Source organism: Burkholderia sp. IMCC1007 (assembly GCF_027257875.1).
Lineage (GTDB): Bacteria > Pseudomonadota > Gammaproteobacteria > Burkholderiales > Burkholderiaceae > Burkholderia.
The window spans coordinates 88,866-110,405 of sequence record NZ_JAPVQY010000021.1 but is presented as its reverse complement, the minus strand read 5'-3'; the positions used below and the strand labels follow the sequence as shown (position 1 = coordinate 110,405).

The window sequence follows — 21,540 nt, the reverse complement described above, 5'->3', positions numbered from 1 at the left end:
GCCCCGATGAACGGCTACCGCGGCCGCTTCGCGCCGTCGCCCACCGGCCCGCTGCATTTCGGCTCGCTGGTCGGCGCACTCGCGAGCTGGCTCGATGCGCGCGCGCACGGCGGCACGTGGCTCGTGCGCATCGAGGACATCGACGGCCCGCGCACGGTGCCGGGCGCCGCCGACGACATCCTCGCGACGCTCGCGCATTTCGGCATGACGCCCGACGAGCCGCCCGTGTGGCAAAGCACGCGCGATGCGCACTATGCGCTCGCGCTCGAGCAGCTCAGCGCCGCGGGGCTCGTGTATCCGTGCGGCTGCACGCGCAAGGAAATCGCCGATTCGCTGCGCGCGGCACACGAGCGCCATACGACGCTCGCCTATCCGGGCACCTGCCGCACCGGCCTGCACGGCAAGCCTGCGCGTGCATGGCGACTGCGCGTGCCGGACGGCGCCGACGCCATCGTCACGTTCGACGACCGCTGGCAGCGCACGCAATCGCAGAACCTGGCAACCGAAGTCGGCGATTTCGTGCTGAAGCGCGCGGACGGCCAGTGGGCCTATCAGCTCGCGGTCGTGGTCGACGACGCCGACGCAGCCATCACGCACGTCGTGCGCGGTGCCGACCTGCTCGATTCGACCGCACGCCAGATCTATCTGCAACGCTGTCTCCGCGTGCCGACACCCACCTACCTGCACGTTCCCGTCGTGGTCGACGCCAACGGCGAAAAGCTCAGCAAGCAGACGGGTGCGACCGCGCTCCAGCGCGACGATCCGCTGCCGGCGCTGCGGGCCGCCGCCGCGCATCTCGGCCTGACGGCCGATGGCGAGCCAGCGGGCAATACGCTGGATGCGTTCTACGCGGCCGCCACCGCGGCGTGGGCCCGCCGCTTCGGGCCGCGGGCCGGCTGAGCGGCTCGCCGGGCACCGGCTCGCAGTAGCCGCCCGTTGCAGCCATCCATGCTGAATTCAGTCGCGTGACGGCGTGACAGAGCCGCAACGCCGCACTCGCCGACAACGACACCGCAACGCGTCGAAATCCGCGCTGCAGGCAATCGCCGCCGCTTCAAATCGTCTCGCCCAATGAAAAACGGGCACATGCTCATCGCATGCACCCGTCTTCTTCGGCGGCACTCGCGCGCCGCTCCGCTGCGTATTCCGCGACGTATTCCGCCGCTTATGCCGACGGCTTGCGCGGCATCCCGAACCCGCCGAGCAGTGCGGCGACCTGACGCTTCGGCCCCTTCTTCTCAGGCTGTTGCTCGGACCTCGGTTCTTCCGGCTGCTTCGCCGACGCCGACGGTTCGTACGGCTTCAGGAAGAAATCGTCGACCGGCGCTTCATGGCGGCGGTGATGGCCGCGCTCGGAACCACCCGGGCGACGCGCCGACGCACCGCGATGCTCTTCACGCTCGCGGCGGCCGCCGCGTTCGCCGCCGCGCTCGCCGCGTTCACCACGCTCGCCGCGCTCGTCGTGACGATGACGCGCCGGCTTGGTCAGCGCGAGCGTCTGCACGTCGAGCGGACGCTTGATCAGCTTTTCGATATCGGCGAGCTGCTTGCGCTCGTTCGGGCTGCACAGCGACAGCGCGTCGCCCGTCGCCCCCGCGCGGCCGGTACGGCCGATCCGGTGCACGTAGTCTTCCGCGCTGAACGGCAGGTCGAAGTTGATCACCGCCGGCAGTTCGGCGATGTCGAGGCCGCGCGCGGCCACGTCGGTCGCGACCAGCGCCTCGATCTCGCCGCGCTTGAACGCGTCGAGCGCCTGCATCCGCTCGAGCTGCGTCTTGTCGCCGTGGATCGCCGACGCGACCACGCCGTCGCGCTCGAGATTGCGCGCGAGGCGGCTCGCGCCGATCTTGCTGTTGCAGAACACGATCACCTGCTTGAGCCCGCGCTCGCGCATCAGTTGCACGACGGCCGCCTGCTTGTCGCCTTCGGCGACGTCGTAGACGATCTGCGTGACGTTCGCGTTCGTCGAGTTGCTGCGCGCGACCTCGATCGTCTGCGGGTTGCGCAGGTAGGTCGATGCGAGCTTCTTGATTTCGCCCGAGAACGTAGCCGAGAACAGCAGCGTCTGGCGCTCCTTCGGCAGCAGGTTCAGGATGCGCTGCAGGTCGGGCAGGAAGCCCATGTCGAGCATCCGGTCGGCTTCGTCGAGCACGAGGATCTGGACCTGGCCGAGATTGGCCGTTTTCTGCTGCACGTGGTCGAGCAGGCGGCCCGGCGTCGCGATCAGGATCTCGACGCCGCGGCGCAGTTCGGCCGATTGCGGGTTCATGTCGACGCCGCCGAACACCACCGCGCTGCGCAGCGGCGTGTGCTTCGCATACGCGTGCACGTTCGCGGCGACCTGGTCGGCGAGTTCGCGGGTCGGCGTGAGGATCAGCGCCCGCACCGGATGGCGCGCCGGGGACGCGCTCGTGTTGGCTTGCGGCAGCAGCCGCTGGATGATCGGCAGCGAGAAGCTCGCGGTCTTGCCGGTACCCGTTTGCGCGGCGCCCATGACGTCGCGGCCGGCGAGCACGACCGGAATGGCCTGCGCCTGGATCGGCGTCGGCGTCGTATAGCCCTGCTCCACAATGGCTTTCAGGATATCGGGGGCAAGGCCGAATTGATCGAAGGTTGCGTCGACGGGCTTGGCGACAGAATCGGACATGGTGGCGTTTCGCTCAAAAGGCGCGGCGGGGACATCGTGCGTCAGGCCGGCCGGGCCTGCGCTCATCACAATTCGGAAATAGACGGAGCCGCGGCGCGCCGCGCGGCGCCGCTCTGGCGCTTGGGACCGGTTCGACTCGAACGTCGGGCTCCCATCAGGCCGTGCGGACTCCGTTCGGCGCGAATGCCGGCGGAAAGGGCCGTATTGTAGCACTGCGCAGCCATCTGTCCGTGACAACGCCGCGAACGGCCACGGTGGCGGTTCGCGGCGGAGGCCGGCACGCCCGGCGCGGGTCGATGCGAGATCCGTTCGGGCTATCCCGATCGGACAGTGGGTGAAATTCGGGGTCGCTTCAGCCGACCGGGTCGCTGCCGGGCTGGTTGGCTGGCCCGCAGCCAGCGGACGGCTGGCGGCTGGCGGCTGGTGGCTGGCCGCTGGCGGCTCACGGCTCACGGCTCACGGCTCACGGCGGACGGCAGACGAGCCGGATCACCGCTCCGCCCCCGCCTACCCGGCCGCACCGCTTCCCACGCATCGGCCTGCCCGTCCGATCGCGCGCGGCGATCAGCCCTTCTTCTTTTTCTTCTCGACCTGCACGCAGTCGCCGAGCAGCGGCGGCGACTTCGGATCGGCGATCTCGTCGCGCAGCGTCCCTTCCTTGCCCTTCGTCCACCACGTATAGCGCCCGGCCTGGTACCGCACGCCCGACGCCGACACGGTATCGACGAACAGCAGCTGCTGGCCGTTGACCGGCACCAGCGCGAAACTCTGGGCGTTGCCCGCGTGCCAGTACGACACACGCACCGGCTGCTTCTGGTTCGCGCACTGGTACACGGCAGTCTGGCGCGCATCGGCGTCGACTTCCTCGACGGTCAGTTGTGCGGCATGCGCGACGGAAACGGCGGTGCCGGCGAGCGCAAGCGCGGCGAAGGTGTGGCGAATCATGCAGGTCCTCTCACGAGACGGGTGGAAACGTGCCCTCGCGGGGCACGCGGTCGTTTATCGTTGGATATTCGGGTTCTTCGAGCGGGCTTCGCTCAGGGATCGATGACGTCGGCGCACGCGTCGGTCGGTGCGGCCGCGACGTGGCCGACGAGCGGCACGATCTTCAGCCCCGCCGATGCGATCCGGCACGGCGCGGCCGCGAGGCCGCAACCCGCGAGACTCGCGACGAGTGCCAGCGCGGCACCCAGCCTGCCGACCCGTCGAATCGTTCCGACATGCAACCACGTCGACGCCATCGTTTTCTCCCGGCTTGCCGGTCAGCGCGTCGACACGGGCCGCACGGCCGCCGCCGCGCGCTTCGCGCGGTCGCGGGCTTCGTCGACGTTCGCGCCGGTCGCGAGCGCGACGCCCATGCGCCGCTTCGCGAAGCTCTCCGGCTTGCCGAACAGGCGCAGGTCGGCGCCCGGCACCGCCAGCGCGTCGCGCACGCCTTCGAACGCAATGCCGCGCTCGTCGAGCCCGCCGTAGATCACCGCCGACGCGGCCGGCGAGCCGAGCGTCGGATCGACCGGCAGCCCGAGAATCGCGCGCGCGTGCAGTTCGAACTCCGACTGGCGCTGCGACGCGAGCGTGACGAGACCGGTGTCGTGCGGCCGCGGGCTCACCTCGGAGAACCAGACTTCGTCGCCGCGCACGAACAGCTCGACGCCGAACATCCCGCGCCCGCCGAGCGCCTCGGTCACCTTGTGCGCGACCTCGCGCGACTTTTCCAGCGCGGCCGCGCTCATCGGCTGCGGCTGCCACGATTCGACGTAGTCGCCCGCCACCTGCACGTGGCCGACCGGCTCGCAGAAGTAGGTGCGCGTGTCGAGCGTCGCCGGATCGATCGCGCGCACGGTCAGCTGCGTGATCTCGTATTCGAAATCGATGAAACCCTCGACGATCACGCGGCCGTGGTTCACGCGGCCGCCGGCCATCGCGTAGTCCCATGCGGGCTTGATGTCGGCGTCGGTCCGCACGACCGACTGCCCCTTGCCCGATGACGACATCACCGCTTCACGACGCACGGCATCCCGATCTTCGCGACGGCCGCGCTGAACGCGTCGAACGACTCCGCGAACGCATACGGCGACGTCGCCAGCCCGAGCTCCTCGGCCGCGAGCCGGCGGATGCCTTCGCGGTTCATCGTGAGCTGCGTCGCGCGCGCGGTCGGGATCACCTCGGCGAGGCCGGCCGCCTCGATCGCCGCGAGCGCGTCGGTCGCGATCGCCTCGATCTCGGGCACGATCAGGTGCGGGCGTTCGGCCTCGACGATCGCGCGCAGCGCGGCGGCGTCCGTCATGTCGATCACGTGCGCGCGATGCGCGACCTGATGGCCCGGCGCGTCCGGGTAGCGGTCGACCGCGACGACCTCGACACCGAGCCGCTGCAACGCGATGATGACTTCCTTGCCGAGCTCGCCGGCGCCGAGCACCATGACGCGCGTGGCCGACGGAGAAAGCGGCGTACCGAGCCGCTGACCGATCTGCATGTGATTTCCCGCTGGTTCTGTTGGAGGACGAAAACGGCTTCGATGTTAACACGCGCATCCGCGCCGGTTCGGGCGGTTTCGTCGCGCAGCCGCCACGCCGCGCGACGCTCGCGGTCGGACTGCGAACGTTTTCACGTGTGAAGTGTCGGCTCGCCTCGCGCGGGGCGGGTGCGTTACTCTTACGCCTTGATCAGAATCCGATGAGGAACGAGGCTCATGTCCCACCTGTTCGCAGCCGCACGCGCACGCACCGGCCTGCTTCGCCCGTTGCGCGCGCCGCTCTGCGCGTTGACGCTTGCCACGCTTCTCGCCGCCTGCGCGATGCCGACTCACCCCGATTCCGCCGCCCCCGCACCCGACCCGTACAACCCCGCCGCCGTGCAACTGCTCGACGACACGAGCTGGGAACTCACGAACTGGCTGAACGCCGACGGCACGCCGCGCACGATTCCGCACGGCGACAACGGCGAGCCGATCAAGCTCGCGCTGTCCACCCAATCGGGTATCCGGCAGGCAAGCGGTTTTTCGGGCTGCAATCGCTATATGGGAACCTACGCGCTGAAGAACGGCCTGCTGAGCTTCGGCCCGCTCGCCGGCACGCGCATGGCCTGCCCGAATGCGCTCGGCGGCGAACTCGAACACGCGTACCTCGACGCGCTCGCGCACATCCAGAAGACCGGCGTGCAGATGCGCGACCCGCAGCAGTTGCAGATCGTGACCGAAGCCGGTGCAACGCTGACCTTCACGCGCCGGAGCCCCTGATGCAACGCGCGCGCGAAGGCCGACCGGCCGCCTTTGCCGCGCGCGGATACCGGACGCCTGCGTCCCGCGGCCGGCACGCGCAGCCGCGCGTCGATGCTGCCTTAAATTCCTGTTCGTCGGCCGGTTAAACTCGGCGGGTCGCGCATCGCGCTCCCCGCCCTCTTCCTGTTTCATCACAGCATGCATACGGTTGTCTTCGGCTGGTTCGGCATTTCCGCCGTCTGGTTCCTTCTTCTCTTCTGGCGTCTCGTTCAGGCGATGCTGCCCGGCGGCGGCGGACTCGCCGGCCGCGGCTCGATTCGCCTGTGGCTCGGCTTCGCGGCCGTGTTCGTCGCAAGCTGCACGCTGACGAGCCCGTTCTCGGGCCCCGACACGAACGGGCTCGGCCACGCGTTCTCGACGGGCTTCGCGCACGTGCTCGGCCCGATCGGCACGCCGGTCGCGATGGCCGTGCTGCTGCTCGCGGGGCTGCCCTGGCTGACCGGTATCGGCTGGCGGCAGTTCGCCGCGTGGGTCGACACGTCGTTCGGCGTGAAACTCGCGCGCGACGTCGACGACGACGATGTACGCGGCGTCGCCGACCTGCCGCGCAGCGCACTGCACCGCGACGACGACCTCGTGCAGCCGACCACCGCGCACACGGTCAATCCGATGGCGCCCCGGCAGAACGGACGGTATTCGCGTCCGACGCTGTGGAAGCCCGATCCGCAAGCGCGACCGAAACCGCGCAGCAAGGCCGCGCCGCGTCCGCTCACGGAGCCCGTCGCGCCGTCCGGCTGGCTGAAGCCGACGCCGGCCAAGCGCGTGCCGACGCCGCAGGTGCCGACCACGACCAGCCCGCTGCCGCCGCCGACGACCGGCAGCACCGCGAGCCTCGCGCGCGCCGCGGCGAACGCACAAGTGCCGCGTCCGGAGCCCGCGCCGCTTCCGGCCGGGTTCGAACCGGTACGGCCACGGCCGACCGCCGTCCGCCCTGCCGCCGCCGCGCTGAAACAGCCGGCGCCGCCGCGTACCTCGGTCACGCCGCGGCCCGTCAGCACGACGCCGCCGCGCACGCCTGCACGCCCGGCGACGGGAACGGGTGCGCCCGGCCAGTCGGCCGATGCGGCACGACGCCGCGCCGCGCCGCCGACGCCCGCACGCGCACCGCTCTACGCGTGGGTGCAACAGCCGGCGGAGCCGATCACGCCGTCGCCGAGCGTTCACGACACGCTGCGCTCGATCGAGGCAAGCACCGCCCAGTGGGCGACGCTGGATGACACCCGCCCGACGCGTGGATCGAATGCGAACGCAACCGCCGCGGGCACAGCGGGAGCGAGCGCAGCGGCAAGCAGTGACGCCGCGTCTGCTTCGACCGCGGTGCCGGGCGGGTTCGTGCCGGCTGCGCCGCGGGTCACGCCACCCGACACGGGCCGCCCGGACGAACACGACGCTGCGCCGGCATACGACGACAACGCACCGATCGTGCTCGATGCGTTCATGCCCGCGGAGCCGAGCGAGCGCGCTCACGCTGTCGCTACGGGTGTGACGGCATCCGGCCACACAGCGCAACCGACGGTGTCGGACCTCCGTGGCGACATCGAAGCGCCGACACACCAAGCGAACGACGAGAGTCGGCATGTCGCCGACGCGCCCGCCGCACCGGTGTTCAATGCCCCCATCGACTTTGCACCGTGGGAAGACATCGTCAGCCCGCCGTTTGCCGCGATCGATGCGTCGCAGAAGAACCCGATTGCCGCTTCGCCGGCGATTGGCGGTGCCCCGATCGCTGCCGGACAGGCTTCGATCGCCGCCACGTCCGCTGCAGGCGATACGGGTCGCAACTCCGATGCGAACGCAGCAGCGGTCGCCACCAGCATCGGCGCCCCGTTCGAATCGCAAATCGCGGTCTCCGCCGATAGCAGCGCGTCGGTCAATTCGACGCACACCGCGCGTGACGTCCTGAACAACGCAAGTGGTGCGGATGGTGCGAAGGCCGCCGAGCGCGTGGCGACGCCCTCTCCTCTTCCGGTTTCGCCTGTTGCGGAAACACCGGCGCGCGCGCTTGCCGACGCGATGCCAGTCGCGGCGGCCGGCACCGCCGTCACCACGTCGAGCACGGCGCCGACCCGCTCCGCGGCGGGAACCGTGTGGAAGAACGATGCGGCCGTGAAAAACGTTGCAGAAAGCGTTGCAGACGCTGCGCCGCTGGCCGCAGGCACGGAACGCCCAACGACGTCGGCAATGCGCGCCACGCCAGCGCCGTCGGCTTCCGCGAGCGCCGAACCGGCTTCGGCTGATGCCGCGGCCGCCGCGCCGTCGTCGGGCCACCCGTTCGCTGCTGCTTCGCCTGCTTCGCCTGCTTCGACCGCTTCGCCTGCTTCGACCGCTTCGCCTGCTTCGACCGCTTCGCCTGCTTCGACCGCTTCGCCTGCGTCGACCGCTTCGCCTGCGTCGACCGCTTCGCCTGCGTCGATCGCTTCGCCTGCGTCGATCGCTTCGCCTGCGTCGACCGCTTCGACTGCTTCGACCGCTTCGCCTGCGTCGACTGCTTCGACCGCTTCGACCGCTTCGGCCGCTTCGGCCGCTTCGGCCGCCGGTACATCGTCGCCTGTCGCCGCGCCGGTCATCGCGCCCGTTTCGGCTACGCCCGCACCGGCAATTGCGCCGGATCGCACGCCTGCCGCTGCGACGCTTTCGTATGGCGGCACGACTCACGCGGCATCGGGTTCGACGTCGCAAGCGGTCGCACCGGCATCGGCCGTTGCATCGGTTGCACCGTCTGCACCGACCGCACCGACCGCACCGACCGCACCGACTGGTGTGACAAGCACCGTGGAAGGTTCCGGCAATCGCGTGTCTCTCACTGCGTCGGCCATCGCGCCTGCCGCATCGTCGACGATCGGCGCCGCTGCCGATCCGGTATCCGCCGCGGTTACGCGCTCCCCCGCACCGGCGACCGCAGCCGCGCCTACCCCGACGCCTGCGACGAGCACCATCGGCCTGTCCGCGGCGCAACCTTCCGCGCCCGCCCCGTCCGCGCCCTCCGCACCAATCAGCACGTCATTCAGCACAACCGCGTCGCAACCGAGCGCAAGCACTGCGCGCCCCGCGGCAACCGCGACGCCGTCCGCACCGTCGAGCGCCCCGCTTGCTACGACGTCGACCGCATCGGCCACGGGTTCGACTGCATCGTGGACTCGCGCCGTCGACACTCCCGCGATCAACACAGCGACCGTGCCGACCGGAGCGACACAGCCGGCAACCCTGCCGCCGCCCGCCGCGGCAATCGTGACGGCACCGTCGTCCGGCGCACCGGCCACGACAGGCACGCCCTCAGCCGCTACGCCCGCCACGTTCGGCAGCACACCTGTCGCGACCGCCAGCACGCTCGCATCGGTTGCCGCAACCGCTACGCCACCACTGGCAGCGGTTGCCACAACCGCTACGCCGACAGTCTCGCCGTCGCCCGTCACCCCGGCGGTGTCGGCATTGCCGGGCGCCCTCGCAACAAGCGCAACCCTGGGCGCCGCAATACCCACGCCGTCGATCGCGCCGGCATCTTCGGCCCCGGCGCAGCCGTACACGCCGCCGCCCGCCGCCGCTGCAACGCCGCCGAGCTGGTCCTTGTCCACCGCCAGCGCAACGCCTGCGTCGGCCGGCGTCGCCGCACCGGCCATCACCACCGCTCCGCTCGCAGCCGCAACGATCGCCGACGCAATCCTGCCACCGCCGGCCGACGCAACAACAGCAACAACCGCAACAACCGCAACGCCGGCAACACCCGCGGAACCGCCCACCCCGGCCGCCGACGCCTCGGCCCCGCCCGCACGCCCCCCGCGGCCGAACGCATTCGAATTCCACGCGCCCGCGTCATTCAACGTCGAACTGCCGACGCTCGACCTGCTCGAGCCCGCATCGGACGACGTCCAGCCGATCTCCGAAGAGCATCTCGCGCAGACGGGCCAGGTGATCGAACAGCGGCTGCAGGAATTCAAGGTGCCGGTGACGGTCGTCGGCGCATCGGCCGGCCCGGTGATCACGCGCTTCGAGATCGAGCCCGCGCTCGGCGTGCGCGGCAGCCAGATCGTCGGCCTGATGAAGGATCTGTCGCGCGGCCTCGGCCTCACGTCGATCCGCGTCGTCGAGACGATTCCCGGCAAGACCTGCATGGGCCTCGAACTGCCGAACGCGAAACGCCAGATGATCCGCCTGTCGGAGATCCTCGAATCGCGCCAGTACCAGCACTCGACGTCGCAACTGACGATCGCGATGGGCAAGGACATCACCGGTCACCCGGTCGTCACCGATCTCGCGAAGGCGCCGCACATGCTGGTCGCGGGCACGACGGGTTCGGGCAAGTCGGTCGCGATCAACGCGATGATCCTGTCGCTGCTGTACAAGGCGACGCCGGAAGACGTGCGGCTCATCATGATCGACCCGAAGATGCTCGAGCTGTCGGTCTACGAAGGGATCCCGCACCTGCTCGCGCCGGTCGTCACCGACATGAAGCTCGCGGCGAACGCACTGAACTGGTGCGTCGGCGAAATGGAGAAGCGCTACCGGCTGATGTCGGCGGTTGGCGTGCGCAACCTCGCGGGCTTCAACCAGAAGATCCGCGATGCGCAGGCGAAGGAAAAGAAGATCGGCAACCCGTTCTCGCTGACGCCTGACGATCCCGAACCGCTGTCGACGCTGCCGCTGATCGTCGTGGTGATCGACGAGCTGGCCGACCTGATGATGGTCGCCGGCAAGAAGATCGAAGAGCTGATCGCGCGCCTCGCGCAGAAGGCGCGCGCGGCCGGCATCCACCTGATCCTCGCGACCCAGCGGCCGTCCGTCGACGTGATTACGGGCCTGATCAAGGCGAACATCCCGACGCGCGTCGCGTTCCAGGTGTCGTCGAAGATCGACTCGCGCACGATTCTCGACCAGATGGGCGCCGAATCGCTGCTCGGCCAGGGCGACATGCTGTTCCTGCCGCCGGGCACCGGCTATCCGCAACGCGTGCACGGCGCGTTCGTCGCGGACGAGGAAGTGCACCGGATCGTCGAATACCTGAAGCAGTTCGGCGAGCCGCAGTACGAGGAAGGGATTCTCGACGGCCCGGCCGCCGATGGCGCGACGCAGGACCTGTTCGGCGAAGCGCCGGATGCGGAAGCCGATCCGCTGTACGACGAAGCCGTCGCGTTCGTCGTACGCACGCGGCGCGCGTCGATCTCGTCGGTGCAGCGGCAGTTGCGCATCGGTTACAACCGCGCCGCGCGCCTCGTCGAGCAGATGGAAGCAGCCGGCCTCGTGTCGTCGATGGGCATCAACGGCAGCCGCGAGGTGCTAGTGCCGGCCGCGGCCGACTGAGTGCGACGGCCCAGCGGCCGCCACCGCAGCGGGCGCGCCGCGCATGCGGCCGCCCGACAGACAAAGGGCGCTGCATCGGCAGCGCCCTTTTTTACATCGACTGCGCCACGGGCACCAGCTTGAAATCGACCGGGCTGCCGACCGCGACCTTCTGCGGATTCGGGCCGAGCTGTCCGGTTTCGACGTCACGGCTGAACACGTAGAACGTGTCGCTGTCCTGGTTGCCGACGATCAGCCACTTGCCGGTCGGGTCGATCAGGAACTCGCGCGGCGTCTTGCCGAGGCTCGACTGGCGGCCGACCGTCTTCAACCGGCCGTCGGCCTTGTTCACCGCGTAGATCACGATGTCGTTGACGTCGCCGCGATTGCTCGCGTACAGGAAGCGGCCGTCCGGCGACAGGTGGATCGCGCCGCCGCCGACCTTGCCCTTGAAGCCGGGCACCGTCATCGGCTGGACCTCGACCGGCGTCAGCTTGCCGTCGTGATAGCCGAACACCTCGACCGACGCGTTGAGCTCGCTCGTCACGTACGCGAACCGGCCGTCGGCGCTGAACACCATGTGACGCGGGCCGGAGCCGGCCTTCACGGGCGTGTAGCGCGTATCGGTCGGGCTGATCAGCCCGCGGCTGCCGTCCACCGTGTAGCGATAGCCGTAGATCTTGTCCGCGCCGAGATCCTGCACGAACAGGTAGCGGCCATCCGGCGAGAACACGGTCGAATGCACGTGCGCGCCGTCCTGGCGCCCCTTCACGGGCCCGGTGCCCTCGTGATGCACGGTCAGCACGGCCGCGCCGACCGCGCCGCCGTCGCGGATCGGGAACACCGCGAAGCTGCCGCCCGGGTCGGCCGCGACCGAGTAGTTGGCCGTGACGAGGTACTTGCCGTCCGGCGACAGCGCGAGATAGCAGGGGTCGTTCCCTTCCGACGACACGCGGTCGATGAACGTGAGCGCGCCCGTCTTCGCATCGAAGCTGAACGCGCTGACGCCGCCGCGCTGGGTGGCCGGCCCGTTGTCGCCGGGCAGCTCGTTGACCGCGTAGACGGTGCGACCGTCGCGGCTCGGCAACAGATAGGACGGATTCACCGTCTTCGCCGACGACAGGGGCGCGACGCTGCCGGTTCTGGTATCGAAGCGATACACGTAGATCCCGTCGCTGCCGTGCCCCGTATAGGTGCCGACCAGCAGGTTGTAGACGCCGTCGGCCGGTGCCGCCGTCTGCTGCGCGAACGCGTGGCTCGCGGACAGCGACAGCACGATCGCGAAACCTTTCATCCAGTGAGCGAGCCTAAGCGGGAACCCTCGTGTCGAAGCGCGTGCGTCATGCACGCGTAAACGGCTGGGCATTGAATCCTCCTTGCATCGAGTCGCTTCAAGTGTTGAGATAGGACGAAACGCCGGCCGTCCATGCGCTCCGCCGCCCGGCCAAGTATACGGGGCGCGATGCCGGCACGTGAAGCCCGGGCGCCGCAGCCTGCATTGTGAACTCGAATATCCAAGGACCGCTTGCCCATGCCCGCCTTGATTGAAGACTACGCCCTCGTCGGCGACGGCCATACCGCCGCGCTGGTTTCAAAAGACGGCTCCGTCGACTGGCTGTGCTGGCCCCGCTTCGATTCGGGCGCCTGTTTCGCGGCGCTGGTCGGCACCCCCGAGCACGGCCGCTGGCTGCTCGCGCCGGCCGCCGACGCCGCCATCACGCACACCACGCGCCGCTATCGCGGCGACACGCTGATTCTCGAAACCGATTACGAGAGCGCCGATGGCGCCGTCACCGTGATCGACTTCATGCCACCCGGCAACGGCTGGTCGGAATTCGTGCGGATCGTCGTCGGCCGTCACGGCACGATGAAGATGCGCATGGAACTGGTGTTGCGCTTCGACTACGGTTTCTCGATCCCGTGGGTCACGCAGCTGTCCCGCGAAAACGGCATGAAAGCAATCGCCGGTCCCGACACGGTCGTGCTGCGCACGCCGGTGGCGCTCACCGGCAAGAACCTGCATACGCTCGCCGAATTCACGGTGAGCGCCGACGAACGCATTCCGTTCTCGCTCGGTTATGCGGCGTCGCACCTGCGGCTGCCGCCCGCGCGCGATCCGCTGTCGATGCTCGCCCGCACCGAGAACTACTGGCTCGAATGGTCGGGGCGCTGCCAGGTGCAGGGCCGCTATGCGGCCGCGGTGCGCCGCTCGCTGATCACGCTGAAGGCGCTCGCGTACGAGCCGACCGGCGGCATCGTCGCCGCACCCACCACGTCATTGCCCGAGAAGATCGGCGGCAACCGGAACTGGGACTACCGCTATTGCTGGCTGCGCGATGCGACGATCACGCTGCTCGCGCTGATGCGCGGCGGCTACTACGACGAGGCGCGCGCGTGGCGCACCTGGCTTGGCCGCGTGATGGCCGGCTCGCCCGAGCAGATTCAGATCATGTACGGGATCGCGGGCGAACGCCGGCTGCCGGAAATGGAGCTCGACTGGCTGCCCGGCTATCAGGACTCGAAGCCGGTGCGCGTGGGCAACGGCGCGGCGAACCAGCTCCAGCTCGACGTGTTCGGCGAAGTGATGGCCGCGCTGCACCTCGCGCGCGTGGGCGGCCTGCAGGCCGACGACACCGTGTGGTCCGTGCAGTGCTCGCTGCTCGACCATCTCGAGAAGATCTGGCAGGAGCCCGACGAGGGTATCTGGGAAACGCGCGGCGGCCGCCGCCATTTCACGTTCTCGAAGGTGATGGCATGGGTCGCGTTCGACCGCGCGATCAAGTCGGCCGAGATGTTCCGGCTGCCCGGCTCGCTCGACCGCTGGCGCGCGCTGCGCGACCGCATCCACGCGGACGTATGCGACAACGCGTGGCATGAAGGCAAGCAGGCATTTGCGCAGAGCTACGGCAGCGACGAACTCGACGCGAGCGTGCTGCTGATGCCGCTGCTCGGCTTCCTGCCGCCGGAAGACCCGCGCGTCGTGGGCACGGTCGATGCTGTCGAACGGGAATTGCTGCACGACGGGCTCGTGATGCGCTACCGCACGACCGAGTACGACGACGGCCTGCCGCCCGGCGAAGGCACGTTTCTGGCGTGCAGCTTCTGGCTGGTCGACAACTACGCGCTGCTCGGCCGGATCGACGACGCACATCGGCTGTTCAGCCGCCTGCTCTCGCTGTCGAACGATCTCGGGCTGCTCGCCGAGGAATACGATCCGGTGGACGGGCGGCTCGTGGGTAATTTCCCACAGGCGTTCTCGCACGTGGCGCTCGTGCATACCGCGATGAACCTGATGCACCACGAAGAGGCGATGGCGCGTGCGGCCGGCCAGCCGGCGCCCGCCGTGGCGACGGGGCGGTGATCGGGCGGTGGGGCGGCTTCTTCAGAGAACGTCAATTCGCAAAGGTTTGATGAAAAATCGCGCAATTGTTGCATTGCAACATTCATCGTTGTCCGATATGATCGATTCGATTGTCCGGCCGCACTGCAACATGGCCGGTCGCTGACCCACACGGCACGCCGCGACGCCCCACGCCGCCCGCACCGTCCCCCACGCGGGAGTTGTCTGCATGCTTTACCAATTGCACGAATTCCAGCGGGCCATGCTGAGCCCGCTCACGGCCTGGGCCCAGGCCGCTTCCAAATCGTTCGCCAATCCCTCCAGCCCGTTCTCGCTGATGCCCGGCGCGACGCGGATGGCGGCCGCGTACGAACTGATGTACCGGCTCGGCAAGGACTACGAGAAGCCCGAATTCAACCTTCATCAGATCGTCAAGGACGGCCATAACATCCCGATCGTCGAGCAGACGATCATCGAGAAGCCGTTCTGCCGCCTGCTGCGCTTCAAGCGCTATTCGGACGACGCCGACGCCGTCACGCAGTTGAAGGACGAACCGGTCGTGCTGGTCTGCGCGCCGCTGTCGGGCCACCACTCGACGCTGCTGCGCGACACCGTGCGCACGCTGCTGCAGGATCACAAGGTGTACATCACCGACTGGATCGACGCGCGGATGGTGCCGGTCGAGGTCGGCCCGTTCCACCTGCACGACTACATCGCGTACATCCAGGAATTCATCCGTCACATCGGCGCGCGCAACCTGCACGTGATCTCCGTGTGCCAGCCGACGGTGCCGGTGCTCGCGGCGATCTCGCTGATGGCGAGCCGCGGCGAGGACACGCCGCTCACGATGACGATGATGGGCGGCCCGATCGATGCGCGCCGCAGCCCGACGTCGGTGAACTCGCTGGCCACGCAACACTCGACCGCATGGTTCGAGAACAACGTGATCCACACGGTGCCCGCGAACTATCCGGGCGAAGGCCGCCAGGTGTATCCGGGCTTCCTGCAGCACACGGGCTTCGTCGCAATGAACCCGGAACGCCACGCGCAATCGCACTGGGACTTCTACCAGAGCCTGCTGCGCGGCGACGAAGAGGACGCCGAAGCGCACCGTCAGTTCTACGACGAGTACAACGCGGTGCTCGACATGGCTGCCGAGTATTACCTCGAGACGATTCGCGTCGTGTTCCAGGAATTCCGGCTCGCGGAAGGCACGTGGGACGTCGAAGGTGAACGCGTGCGTCCGCAGGACATCAAGCACACCGCATTGATGACGATCGAAGGCGAACTCGACGACATCTCGGGCAGCGGCCAGACGCACGTCGCGCACGAGCTGTGCACGGGCATTCCGCAAGACGATCGCCGCAGCCTGACCGCCGAGAAGTGCGGTCACTACGGGATCTTCTCGGGCCGCCGCTGGCGCACGATCATCTACCCGCAACTGCGCGACTTCATCCGCGAGCACGCGGCGGACCCGAAGGACGGCGCGGCGAAGCTGCCGGTCGATGCACAGGACGCGACCGCGATCGGCGGCGTGCCGGCCGCCGCGCCACAGCCGGAAACGACGGCGCGCGCAGCCGCCGCGAAACGCACGCGCGCGAAAGCGCCGGCCGTGGCCGTCGCTCCCGCCAGGACGCCGGCCGCGAAGCCCGCGCCCGCCGCGAAACGCGCAGGCGGCACGCGCGCGAAGGCCCTGCGAGCCCGCAAGGCCGCCTGACGCACCGCGTTCCGACGCAAAAACGCCGCCGTTGCTTGCGCACGGCGGCGTTTTTTTGTCCGGCGATCGCGAGCCGGCGGCTCATCGGTTCGTGGGTGCGTCGCTCAGCGCCGCAGCAGATACGCAAGCAGTACCTCGGTGTTCATCCTGACCATCTCCGCGCGCTCGTCGGCTTCGCTGAAGTCGCGGCCGAGCGTCGCGGCGAGCGTGAAGCGGTTCGACACGATGTAGTAGCCGAGCCCCGACAGCGTCACGTAGAAGCGCAGCGGATCGACATCGCTGCGAAACAGCCCGGCCTTCTGGCCGCGCGTCAGCACGTTGCCCAGCTTCGCGACGATCGGCGACATCATCTCGCGGATCCGCGTCGACTTGTGCAGATAGCGCGCTTCGTGCAGGTTCTCGTTGTTGATGAGCCTCAGCAGCTCCGGGTGGTCGCGGTAGTAATCCCACACGAAATGCGCGAGCCGCGTGACGGCTTCGACAGGCGCGACGCCATCGAGATCGAGCACGCGCTCGGCCTCGGTCAGCGCGGAGAACGCGTGCTCGAGCACGGCCGTAAACAGCTGTTCCTTGCTGCCGAAATAGTAATAGAGCATCCGCTCGTTGGTTTCGGCCCGGCGGGCGATCTGGTCGACGCGCGCGCCGAACAGCCCTCCACTCGCGAATTCTTCGGCTGCCGCCATCAGAATGCGGCGGCGCGTACCTTCAGGATCTCTTTTGATTTTTGGCTGATTCATGGTGGCGTTTTGCTATGTGAGCCGCGTGATCCGGACCGGCACCCCCACCGCCTCGGCGCCGACTGCCGTGGAACAGGCGCGCCGCCTGCGGCCGCCCTCCTGCTGAGCCCCTGCAAAAAAGCGGTTTGATTATGCGCACAGACGGCGTCCAGCGCAATGCGGGAAATCGGCGATAATCGAGCTTTGGCAAACCTTTCCGGCCGCGCCAGACGCGGCCGACAGCCAGTCGGCGCCGCTGCGCCCGTTGTCACCGTGACCGATTCCAAGACCCTCGCAGATCGCATCGAAGATCTGCTTCCCCAGACGCAATGCACGAAGTGCGGCTATAACGGCTGTCGTCCATACGCCGAGGCCATCGCCGCCGGCGACGCGAACTACAACCAGTGCCCGCCCGGCGGCGCCGAAGGCATCGCACGCCTCGCCGGCCTGCTCGGCAAGCCCGTGATCCCGCTGAACCCCGTCAACGGCAGCGAACATCCGCGCGCCGTCGCCTTCATCGACGAGAACCTGTGCATCGGCTGCACGCTGTGCATGCAGGCGTGCCCGGTCGACGCGATCGTCGGTGCACCGAAGCAAATGCACACGATCGTCGAGTCGCTGTGCACCGGCTGCGACCTGTGCGTGCCGCCGTGCCCGGTCGACTGCATCGCGATGGTACCCGTGACCGGCGAGCGCACCGGCTGGGACGCGTGGTCGCAGGCACAGGCGGATGCCGCACGCGAACGCCACGACCGCCGGCTCGCGCGCCAACGCAGTGAGCGAGAGGCCGCCGAAGCGCGCGCCGCCGCACGTCGCGCGGCGAAACCCGCGCCGGCTGCCGGGCCGTCCGACATGCAGCCGGCCGCGCCGAGCACCGCCCCGGCCGACGACGCCGACGCGAAGAAACGCGCGATCATCGCCGCCGCGCTCGAACGTGCACGCAAGAAGAAGGAAGAGCTGTCCGCGCAAGGTGCCGGGCCGAAAAACACCGAAGGCGTGAGCACGGCCGTGCAGGCCCAGATCGATGCGGCCGAAGCGCGCCGCAAGCGGCTCGCCGAGCAGCAGGCGCAGCGCGACGCCGAAGGCCGCGACGACCCGAGCGGCACATCCACGCCGCCCGACAACGACACGCCATGAACGCCAGCAAACGACGCGCGATCTACGAAACGCTGCAAAGCCTCAATCCGCATCCGACGACCGAGCTCGAATACACGACGCCGTTCGAACTGCTGATCGCGGTGATGCTGTCCGCACAGGCGACCGACGTGTCGGTCAACAAGGCGATGCGGAAGATGTTCCCGGTTGCGAACACCCCGCGACAAATCGTCGCGCTGGGTGAAGAAGGCGTCGCCGACTACATCAAGACGATCGGGCTGTACCGGACCAAGGCGAAGAACGTCGTCGCGGCGTGCCGGATCCTGCTCGAGCGCTACGACGGCGAGGTGCCGGCCGATCGCGAAGCGCTCGAAAGCCTGCCGGGCGTCGGCCGCAAGACCGCGAACGTCGTGCTGAACACCGCGTTCGGCCATCCGACGATCGCGGTCGACACGCACATCTTCCGCGTGGCGAACCGCACGGGGCTCGCACCGGGCAAGGACGTGAAGGCCGTCGAAACCGCTCTGGAGAAGTTCACGCCGAAGGAATTCCTGCAGGACGCGCATCACTGGCTGATCCTGCACGGCCGCTATGTGTGCAAGGCGCGCAAGCCCGAATGCTGGCACTGCGCGATCGAGCCGCTGTGCGAATTCAGGCCGAAGACGCCGCCGCCGAACGACTGAGCGTCAGCCACCGTTGACTCGTCGCGCCGGCGCGGTGCCGCCCGCGCCGTGCGCGGCACGAGTCGCAGGCCCCCGTTGCGGCGCCTGCGGCGTTGCCCTTTCCCCTTTCCCTGCGGCGTTGCCCCTTCCCCTTTTCCCGCTATGCGTTCGACGTCGCGGTCGCGTCGTCGGCTGCCGCGCCGCCTGCGCGCACGAGCGCCAGCACGGCCGCGAGAATCGCGACGCCGCCCGCCCACTGCAGCGGCGACAGCGCTTCGCCGAACAGCAGCGCCGCGAGCGCGACCGTCACGACCGGTTCGAGCGTCGACAGCATCGACGTGCGCGCCGCGCCGAGCCGCTCGAGCCCGGCAAAGAACGCGAGCATCGCCGCGACCGTCGACACCAGCGCGATCGCGAACATCGACGCCCAGCCGCCGGCCGTCGCCGGCCAGCGCGGCGGCGTGCCGAACAGCGTGGTCCGCACGAGCGCGATCGCGACGAGCGTCGCGGTCGCCGACAGGCAGATGATCGCGGTGGTCGCGAGCGGATCGACGCCGCGCGTCGCCTTCGTGCCGCCGACGATGTACAGCGAATAGATCACCGCGGCCGCCAGCGCGAGCGCGATGCCGAGCGGCTCGCCGTGACCGCCGCCCACCATCAGCGCGGAGCCCGCGACACAGAGCACGAGCGCGACGGCCTTCGCGCGCGTGAGGCGCTCGCCGAGCCACCACGCGGCGAGCAGCGTGACGAAGGCCGGATACAGGTACAGCAGCAGCGCGACGAGGCTCGCCTGCGCATGCTGGAGCGCGCTGAAGTAGCAGAACGACTGTCCGACGTAGCCGAGCGCGCCCATCGCGGCGAGCGGCACGAGCGTGCGGCCGCGCGGCCACGCGACGCGGCGGTGACGCGCGATCGCGGCGAGCACCGCGCCGCCGATCGCGAAGCGCACGATCAGCAAGCCGAGCACGTCGACGCCTGCCGCATACGCATAGCGGCCGAAGATCGCCATCGCGCCGAACGCGACGGCGGACAACGCGACGTAGAGCGCGCCTTGCAGCGCGGCGGACGGTAAGCGGGCGGTAGTGGACATGATGAAACGGCGTGAGCGCGGCGACGGATGTCGTCGGAGTGTAGCGGCGCGGCGGCCGGCAGCCTAGTCGGCGCTTACCCGTTGCGCGGTGCGGCCGCAGGCGGCCGCGCGCGTCGCCAGCCGCACGCCGTCTCGCGGCCGTCGCCAGCGCCGCGCGCCGACCCGGCGTACAATGCCCGACGCGGCATGACGCCGCCCGAATCACGACGTTTCCCCACCATGTTCAATCCGAGTCGCGACGAAGTCCGCCGCTTTTTCACCGAAACCTGGCGCAAGCAGCGCGCCGGCGAGATCCTGACGCCGCTGGAAGCGATGGCAGCCGACTGGATCGTCGAGCACCCCGAATACCACGCCGACCTCGCGGACGCCGACGGCGCGGCCGCGCGCAACTACACGCCCGAGGAAGGCCGCACGAACCCGTTCCTGCACCTGTCGATGCACCTCGCGATCAGCGAGCAGCTGTCGATCGACCAGCCGCCCGGCATCCGCGCCGCGCACGACAAGCTGGCCGCGAAGCTCGACTCGACTCACGAAGCGCAGCACGTGATCATGGAATGCCTCGGCGAGACGATCTGGGACGCGCAGCGCACCGGCACGCCGCCCGATACGGACGCGTACCTGCAGCGCATCCTGCGTCGCGCATCGCGCGACTGAGCGGCGCGGCGCCGGGCCGCGAACGCGAACGAAAGCGCGGACAAAAAAATACCCCGCCGTGCGCGGGGTACTTGTGCTGCGCGGGCCGGCAAGGCCCGTCGCGCTTACTTCTTGAACACGAGGTCGCCCTTGAGCGACTCGATGTAGGCCGCGATGTCCTTCATGTCGCTGACCGACAGGTTCTGGACCTGTGCCTGCATGATCGCGTTGTTGCGACCGAGCAGCGGGTTGGTCAGGCCCATCTGGTACTGGCGCATCGCCCAGACGAGGTAGTCGGCGTGCTGGCCCGCGAGGCGCGGATATTCGGCGTTGATCGGCTGGTTCAGCTGCGCGCCGTGGCAGGCCGCGCAGTTGTGCGATTCGACCAGATCCTTGCCCTTCGACGTGTCCGCCGCATGCGCGGTACCGATCGCGAGGCCGGCAGCCAGTGCAACCGCCGCCGTCTTGAATGCGTTGTTCATGAATGCTCCTGTCCCGCCGGTGAGATCGGCGGCGCGCGCTTTACTTGTAGGGGTTGTCCTTCGTGTCGGCCTTCTGGGCGGCGTAGTACGCCGACAGATCCGCGATGTCCTGGTCGGTCAGCGAGCCGGCGATCGCGTTCATCGACGGGAAGTGACGATCCTTCTTGCGGTAGGCCTTCAGCGCGTTCTCGAGGTATTGCTGGTTCTGGCCGCCGATGACGGGCACCCGGTAGACCTCCGGGTAGGCTGCGCGGTAATCCTGGATGCCGTGGCAACCGATACACATGGCGGCCTTGCCCGCTCCGTCCTTCGGGTTGCCGACCACACCGGCCGCCTGCGCGCTGCCCGCGAGCGCCACGAGCGCTGCGACAACGACGTGTTTGCCGACGAATTTGTTCATAGCTCTTGTAACCTAGCTTGAGGGGAAACTGGCGCCGAAGCGGCAACGGCCCGCGCCGTTTTGCTGATCGGATCGCCACGCAGGCCAAAAAAAACGGCCAGATTGTACCGCGTCGGCGGGGAACGCGTCCATACGGCGCCCCGGTCCACCCCGCCGCAGCCCCGCAACGATACGCGGGCGCGGCCGGCCCGGACAGCCCTTCTG

General features: G+C 69.0%; 17 protein-coding genes and 1 pseudogene. 8 read left to right on the top strand and 10 right to left on the bottom strand.

Going from position 1 to position 21,540, the window contains the following annotated elements; genetic code table 11:
- Positions 1 to 6: 6 nt before the first annotated feature.
- Complete coding sequence (gene gluQRS / locus O1Q03_RS19600; RefSeq protein ID WP_269505519.1) at positions 7 to 900, top strand: tRNA glutamyl-Q(34) synthetase GluQRS; 894 nt, start codon at positions 7 to 9, stop codon at positions 898 to 900.
- Between the two features lie 265 nt (positions 901 to 1,165).
- On the opposite strand, the gene O1Q03_RS19595 is transcribed toward gluQRS, so the two are convergent.
- The 4 genes and pseudogenes from O1Q03_RS19595 to purT all read right to left on the bottom strand — a co-directional run bounded on the left by O1Q03_RS19595 (position 1,166) and on the right by purT (position 5,123).
- Entirely contained in the window at positions 1,166 to 2,713 is a 1,548-nt protein-coding gene (locus O1Q03_RS19595; protein ID WP_269505517.1) for a DEAD/DEAH box helicase, read from the bottom strand.
- A gap of 498 nt (positions 2,714 to 3,211) precedes the next feature.
- Positions 3,212 to 3,592 carry an MliC family protein gene (locus O1Q03_RS19590; protein ID WP_269505515.1) on the bottom strand — a complete coding sequence of 127 codons (381 nt, stop codon included), beginning with the start codon at positions 3,590 to 3,592 and terminating at the stop codon, positions 3,212 to 3,214.
- Between the two features lie 92 nt (positions 3,593 to 3,684).
- Positions 3,685 to 3,888 carry a DUF6726 family protein gene (locus O1Q03_RS19585; protein ID WP_269505513.1) on the bottom strand — a complete coding sequence of 68 codons (204 nt, stop codon included), beginning with the start codon at positions 3,886 to 3,888 and terminating at the stop codon, positions 3,685 to 3,687.
- A gap of 21 nt (positions 3,889 to 3,909) precedes the next feature.
- A pseudogene (gene purT, locus O1Q03_RS19580) lies at positions 3,910 to 5,123 on the bottom strand (formate-dependent phosphoribosylglycinamide formyltransferase).
- Positions 5,124 to 5,339: 216 nt separating this feature from the next.
- Between purT and O1Q03_RS19575 the strand changes: the two are divergent.
- Complete coding sequence (locus O1Q03_RS19575) at positions 5,340 to 5,885, top strand: META domain-containing protein (RefSeq protein WP_269505512.1); 546 nt, start codon at positions 5,340 to 5,342, stop codon at positions 5,883 to 5,885.
- A 251-nt stretch (positions 5,886 to 6,136) separates the two neighbouring features.
- Here O1Q03_RS19575 and O1Q03_RS19570 read toward each other — a convergent pair whose 3' ends face one another.
- On the bottom strand, positions 6,137 to 6,940 hold the full coding sequence (locus O1Q03_RS19570) for a hypothetical protein (protein WP_269505525.1): 804 nt from the start codon (positions 6,938 to 6,940) through the stop codon (positions 6,137 to 6,139).
- Positions 6,941 to 7,046: 106 nt separating this feature from the next.
- On the opposite strand from O1Q03_RS19570, the gene O1Q03_RS19560 reads away from it, so the two are divergent.
- Entirely contained in the window at positions 7,047 to 11,222 is a 4,176-nt protein-coding gene (locus O1Q03_RS19560; RefSeq protein WP_442865814.1) for a DNA translocase FtsK, read from the top strand.
- A 91-nt stretch (positions 11,223 to 11,313) separates the two neighbouring features.
- Here the strand turns inward: O1Q03_RS19560 and O1Q03_RS19555 are convergent, their stop codons facing one another.
- The gene (locus tag O1Q03_RS19555; protein WP_269505511.1) at positions 11,314 to 12,567 is read right to left on the bottom strand and encodes a lactonase family protein; all 1,254 of its coding nucleotides are present in this window, start codon (positions 12,565 to 12,567) and stop codon (positions 11,314 to 11,316) included.
- Between the two features lie 165 nt (positions 12,568 to 12,732).
- Between O1Q03_RS19555 and O1Q03_RS19550 the strand changes: the two genes are divergently transcribed.
- Positions 12,733 to 14,562: a glycoside hydrolase family 15 protein gene (locus O1Q03_RS19550; RefSeq protein WP_269505510.1), complete on the top strand. Its 1,830-nt coding sequence runs from the start codon at positions 12,733 to 12,735 to the stop codon at positions 14,560 to 14,562.
- A 208-nt stretch (positions 14,563 to 14,770) separates the two neighbouring features.
- Entirely contained in the window at positions 14,771 to 16,258 is a 1,488-nt protein-coding gene (locus tag O1Q03_RS19545; protein ID WP_269505509.1) for a polyhydroxyalkanoate depolymerase, read from the top strand.
- 104 nt (positions 16,259 to 16,362) lie between these two features.
- On the opposite strand, the gene O1Q03_RS19540 is transcribed toward O1Q03_RS19545, so the two are convergent.
- Positions 16,363 to 16,995, bottom strand: coding sequence for a TetR family transcriptional regulator (locus tag O1Q03_RS19540; protein WP_269505507.1), 633 nt, complete (start codon positions 16,993 to 16,995; stop codon positions 16,363 to 16,365).
- A gap of 156 nt (positions 16,996 to 17,151) precedes the next feature.
- Here O1Q03_RS19540 and rsxB point away from each other — a divergent pair, with 156 nt between their 5' ends.
- Positions 17,152 to 18,111, top strand: a complete 960-nt coding sequence (rsxB, locus tag O1Q03_RS19535; protein WP_269505506.1) for an electron transport complex subunit RsxB — start codon at positions 17,152 to 17,154, stop codon at positions 18,109 to 18,111.
- Positions 18,108 to 18,752, top strand: coding sequence for an endonuclease III (gene nth / locus O1Q03_RS19530; RefSeq protein WP_269505504.1), 645 nt, complete (start codon positions 18,108 to 18,110; stop codon positions 18,750 to 18,752). Before rsxB ends, nth begins: the two co-directional genes overlap by 4 nt.
- A gap of 139 nt (positions 18,753 to 18,891) precedes the next feature.
- Here the strand turns inward: nth and O1Q03_RS19525 are convergent, their stop codons facing one another.
- On the bottom strand, positions 18,892 to 19,821 hold the full coding sequence (locus O1Q03_RS19525; RefSeq protein ID WP_269505503.1) for a DMT family transporter: 930 nt from the start codon (positions 19,819 to 19,821) through the stop codon (positions 18,892 to 18,894).
- A 186-nt stretch (positions 19,822 to 20,007) separates the two neighbouring features.
- On the opposite strand from O1Q03_RS19525, the gene O1Q03_RS19520 reads away from it, so the two are divergent.
- The gene (locus tag O1Q03_RS19520) at positions 20,008 to 20,475 is read left to right on the top strand and encodes a DUF1841 family protein (protein WP_404822661.1); all 468 of its coding nucleotides are present in this window, start codon (positions 20,008 to 20,010) and stop codon (positions 20,473 to 20,475) included.
- A 104-nt stretch (positions 20,476 to 20,579) separates the two neighbouring features.
- On the opposite strand, the gene O1Q03_RS19515 is transcribed toward O1Q03_RS19520, so the two are convergent.
- Positions 20,580 to 20,936, bottom strand: coding sequence for a c-type cytochrome (locus tag O1Q03_RS19515; protein ID WP_124827636.1), 357 nt, complete (start codon positions 20,934 to 20,936; stop codon positions 20,580 to 20,582).
- A gap of 40 nt (positions 20,937 to 20,976) precedes the next feature.
- The gene (locus tag O1Q03_RS19510; RefSeq protein ID WP_269505501.1) at positions 20,977 to 21,336 is read right to left on the bottom strand and encodes a c-type cytochrome; all 360 of its coding nucleotides are present in this window, start codon (positions 21,334 to 21,336) and stop codon (positions 20,977 to 20,979) included.
- Between the last annotated feature and the right edge of the window lie 204 nt (positions 21,337 to 21,540).

Bases quoted from the DNA above. Each gene is read 5' to 3' on its own strand.
- gluQRS (WP_269505519.1), top strand. From the start codon at position 7: ATGAACGGCTACCGCGGCCGCTTCGCGCCGTCGCCCACCGGCCCGCTG.
- O1Q03_RS19575 (WP_269505512.1), top strand. From the start codon at position 5,340: ATGTCCCACCTGTTCGCAGCCGCACGCGCACGCACCGGCCTGCTTCGC.
- O1Q03_RS19595 (WP_269505517.1), bottom strand. From the start codon at position 2,713: ATGAGCGCAGGCCCGGCCGGCCTGACGCACGATGTCCCCGCCGCGCCT.
- O1Q03_RS19525 (WP_269505503.1), bottom strand. From the start codon at position 19,821: ATGTCCACTACCGCCCGCTTACCGTCCGCCGCGCTGCAAGGCGCGCTC.
- O1Q03_RS19555 (WP_269505511.1), bottom strand. From the start codon at position 12,567: ATGCCCAGCCGTTTACGCGTGCATGACGCACGCGCTTCGACACGAGGG.
- nth (WP_269505504.1), top strand. From the start codon at position 18,108: ATGAACGCCAGCAAACGACGCGCGATCTACGAAACGCTGCAAAGCCTC.
- O1Q03_RS19585 (WP_269505513.1), bottom strand. From the start codon at position 3,888: ATGGCGTCGACGTGGTTGCATGTCGGAACGATTCGACGGGTCGGCAGG.
- O1Q03_RS19520 (WP_404822661.1), top strand. From the start codon at position 20,008: ATGACGCCGCCCGAATCACGACGTTTCCCCACCATGTTCAATCCGAGT.
- O1Q03_RS19510 (WP_269505501.1), bottom strand. From the start codon at position 21,336: ATGAACAAATTCGTCGGCAAACACGTCGTTGTCGCAGCGCTCGTGGCG.
- O1Q03_RS19590 (WP_269505515.1), bottom strand. From the start codon at position 3,592: ATGATTCGCCACACCTTCGCCGCGCTTGCGCTCGCCGGCACCGCCGTT.
- rsxB (WP_269505506.1), top strand. From the start codon at position 17,152: ATGCGGGAAATCGGCGATAATCGAGCTTTGGCAAACCTTTCCGGCCGC.
- O1Q03_RS19545 (WP_269505509.1), top strand. From the start codon at position 14,771: ATGCTTTACCAATTGCACGAATTCCAGCGGGCCATGCTGAGCCCGCTC.
- O1Q03_RS19515 (WP_124827636.1), bottom strand. From the start codon at position 20,936: ATGAACAACGCATTCAAGACGGCGGCGGTTGCACTGGCTGCCGGCCTC.
- O1Q03_RS19550 (WP_269505510.1), top strand. From the start codon at position 12,733: ATGCCCGCCTTGATTGAAGACTACGCCCTCGTCGGCGACGGCCATACC.
- O1Q03_RS19540 (WP_269505507.1), bottom strand. From the start codon at position 16,995: ATGAATCAGCCAAAAATCAAAAGAGATCCTGAAGGTACGCGCCGCCGC.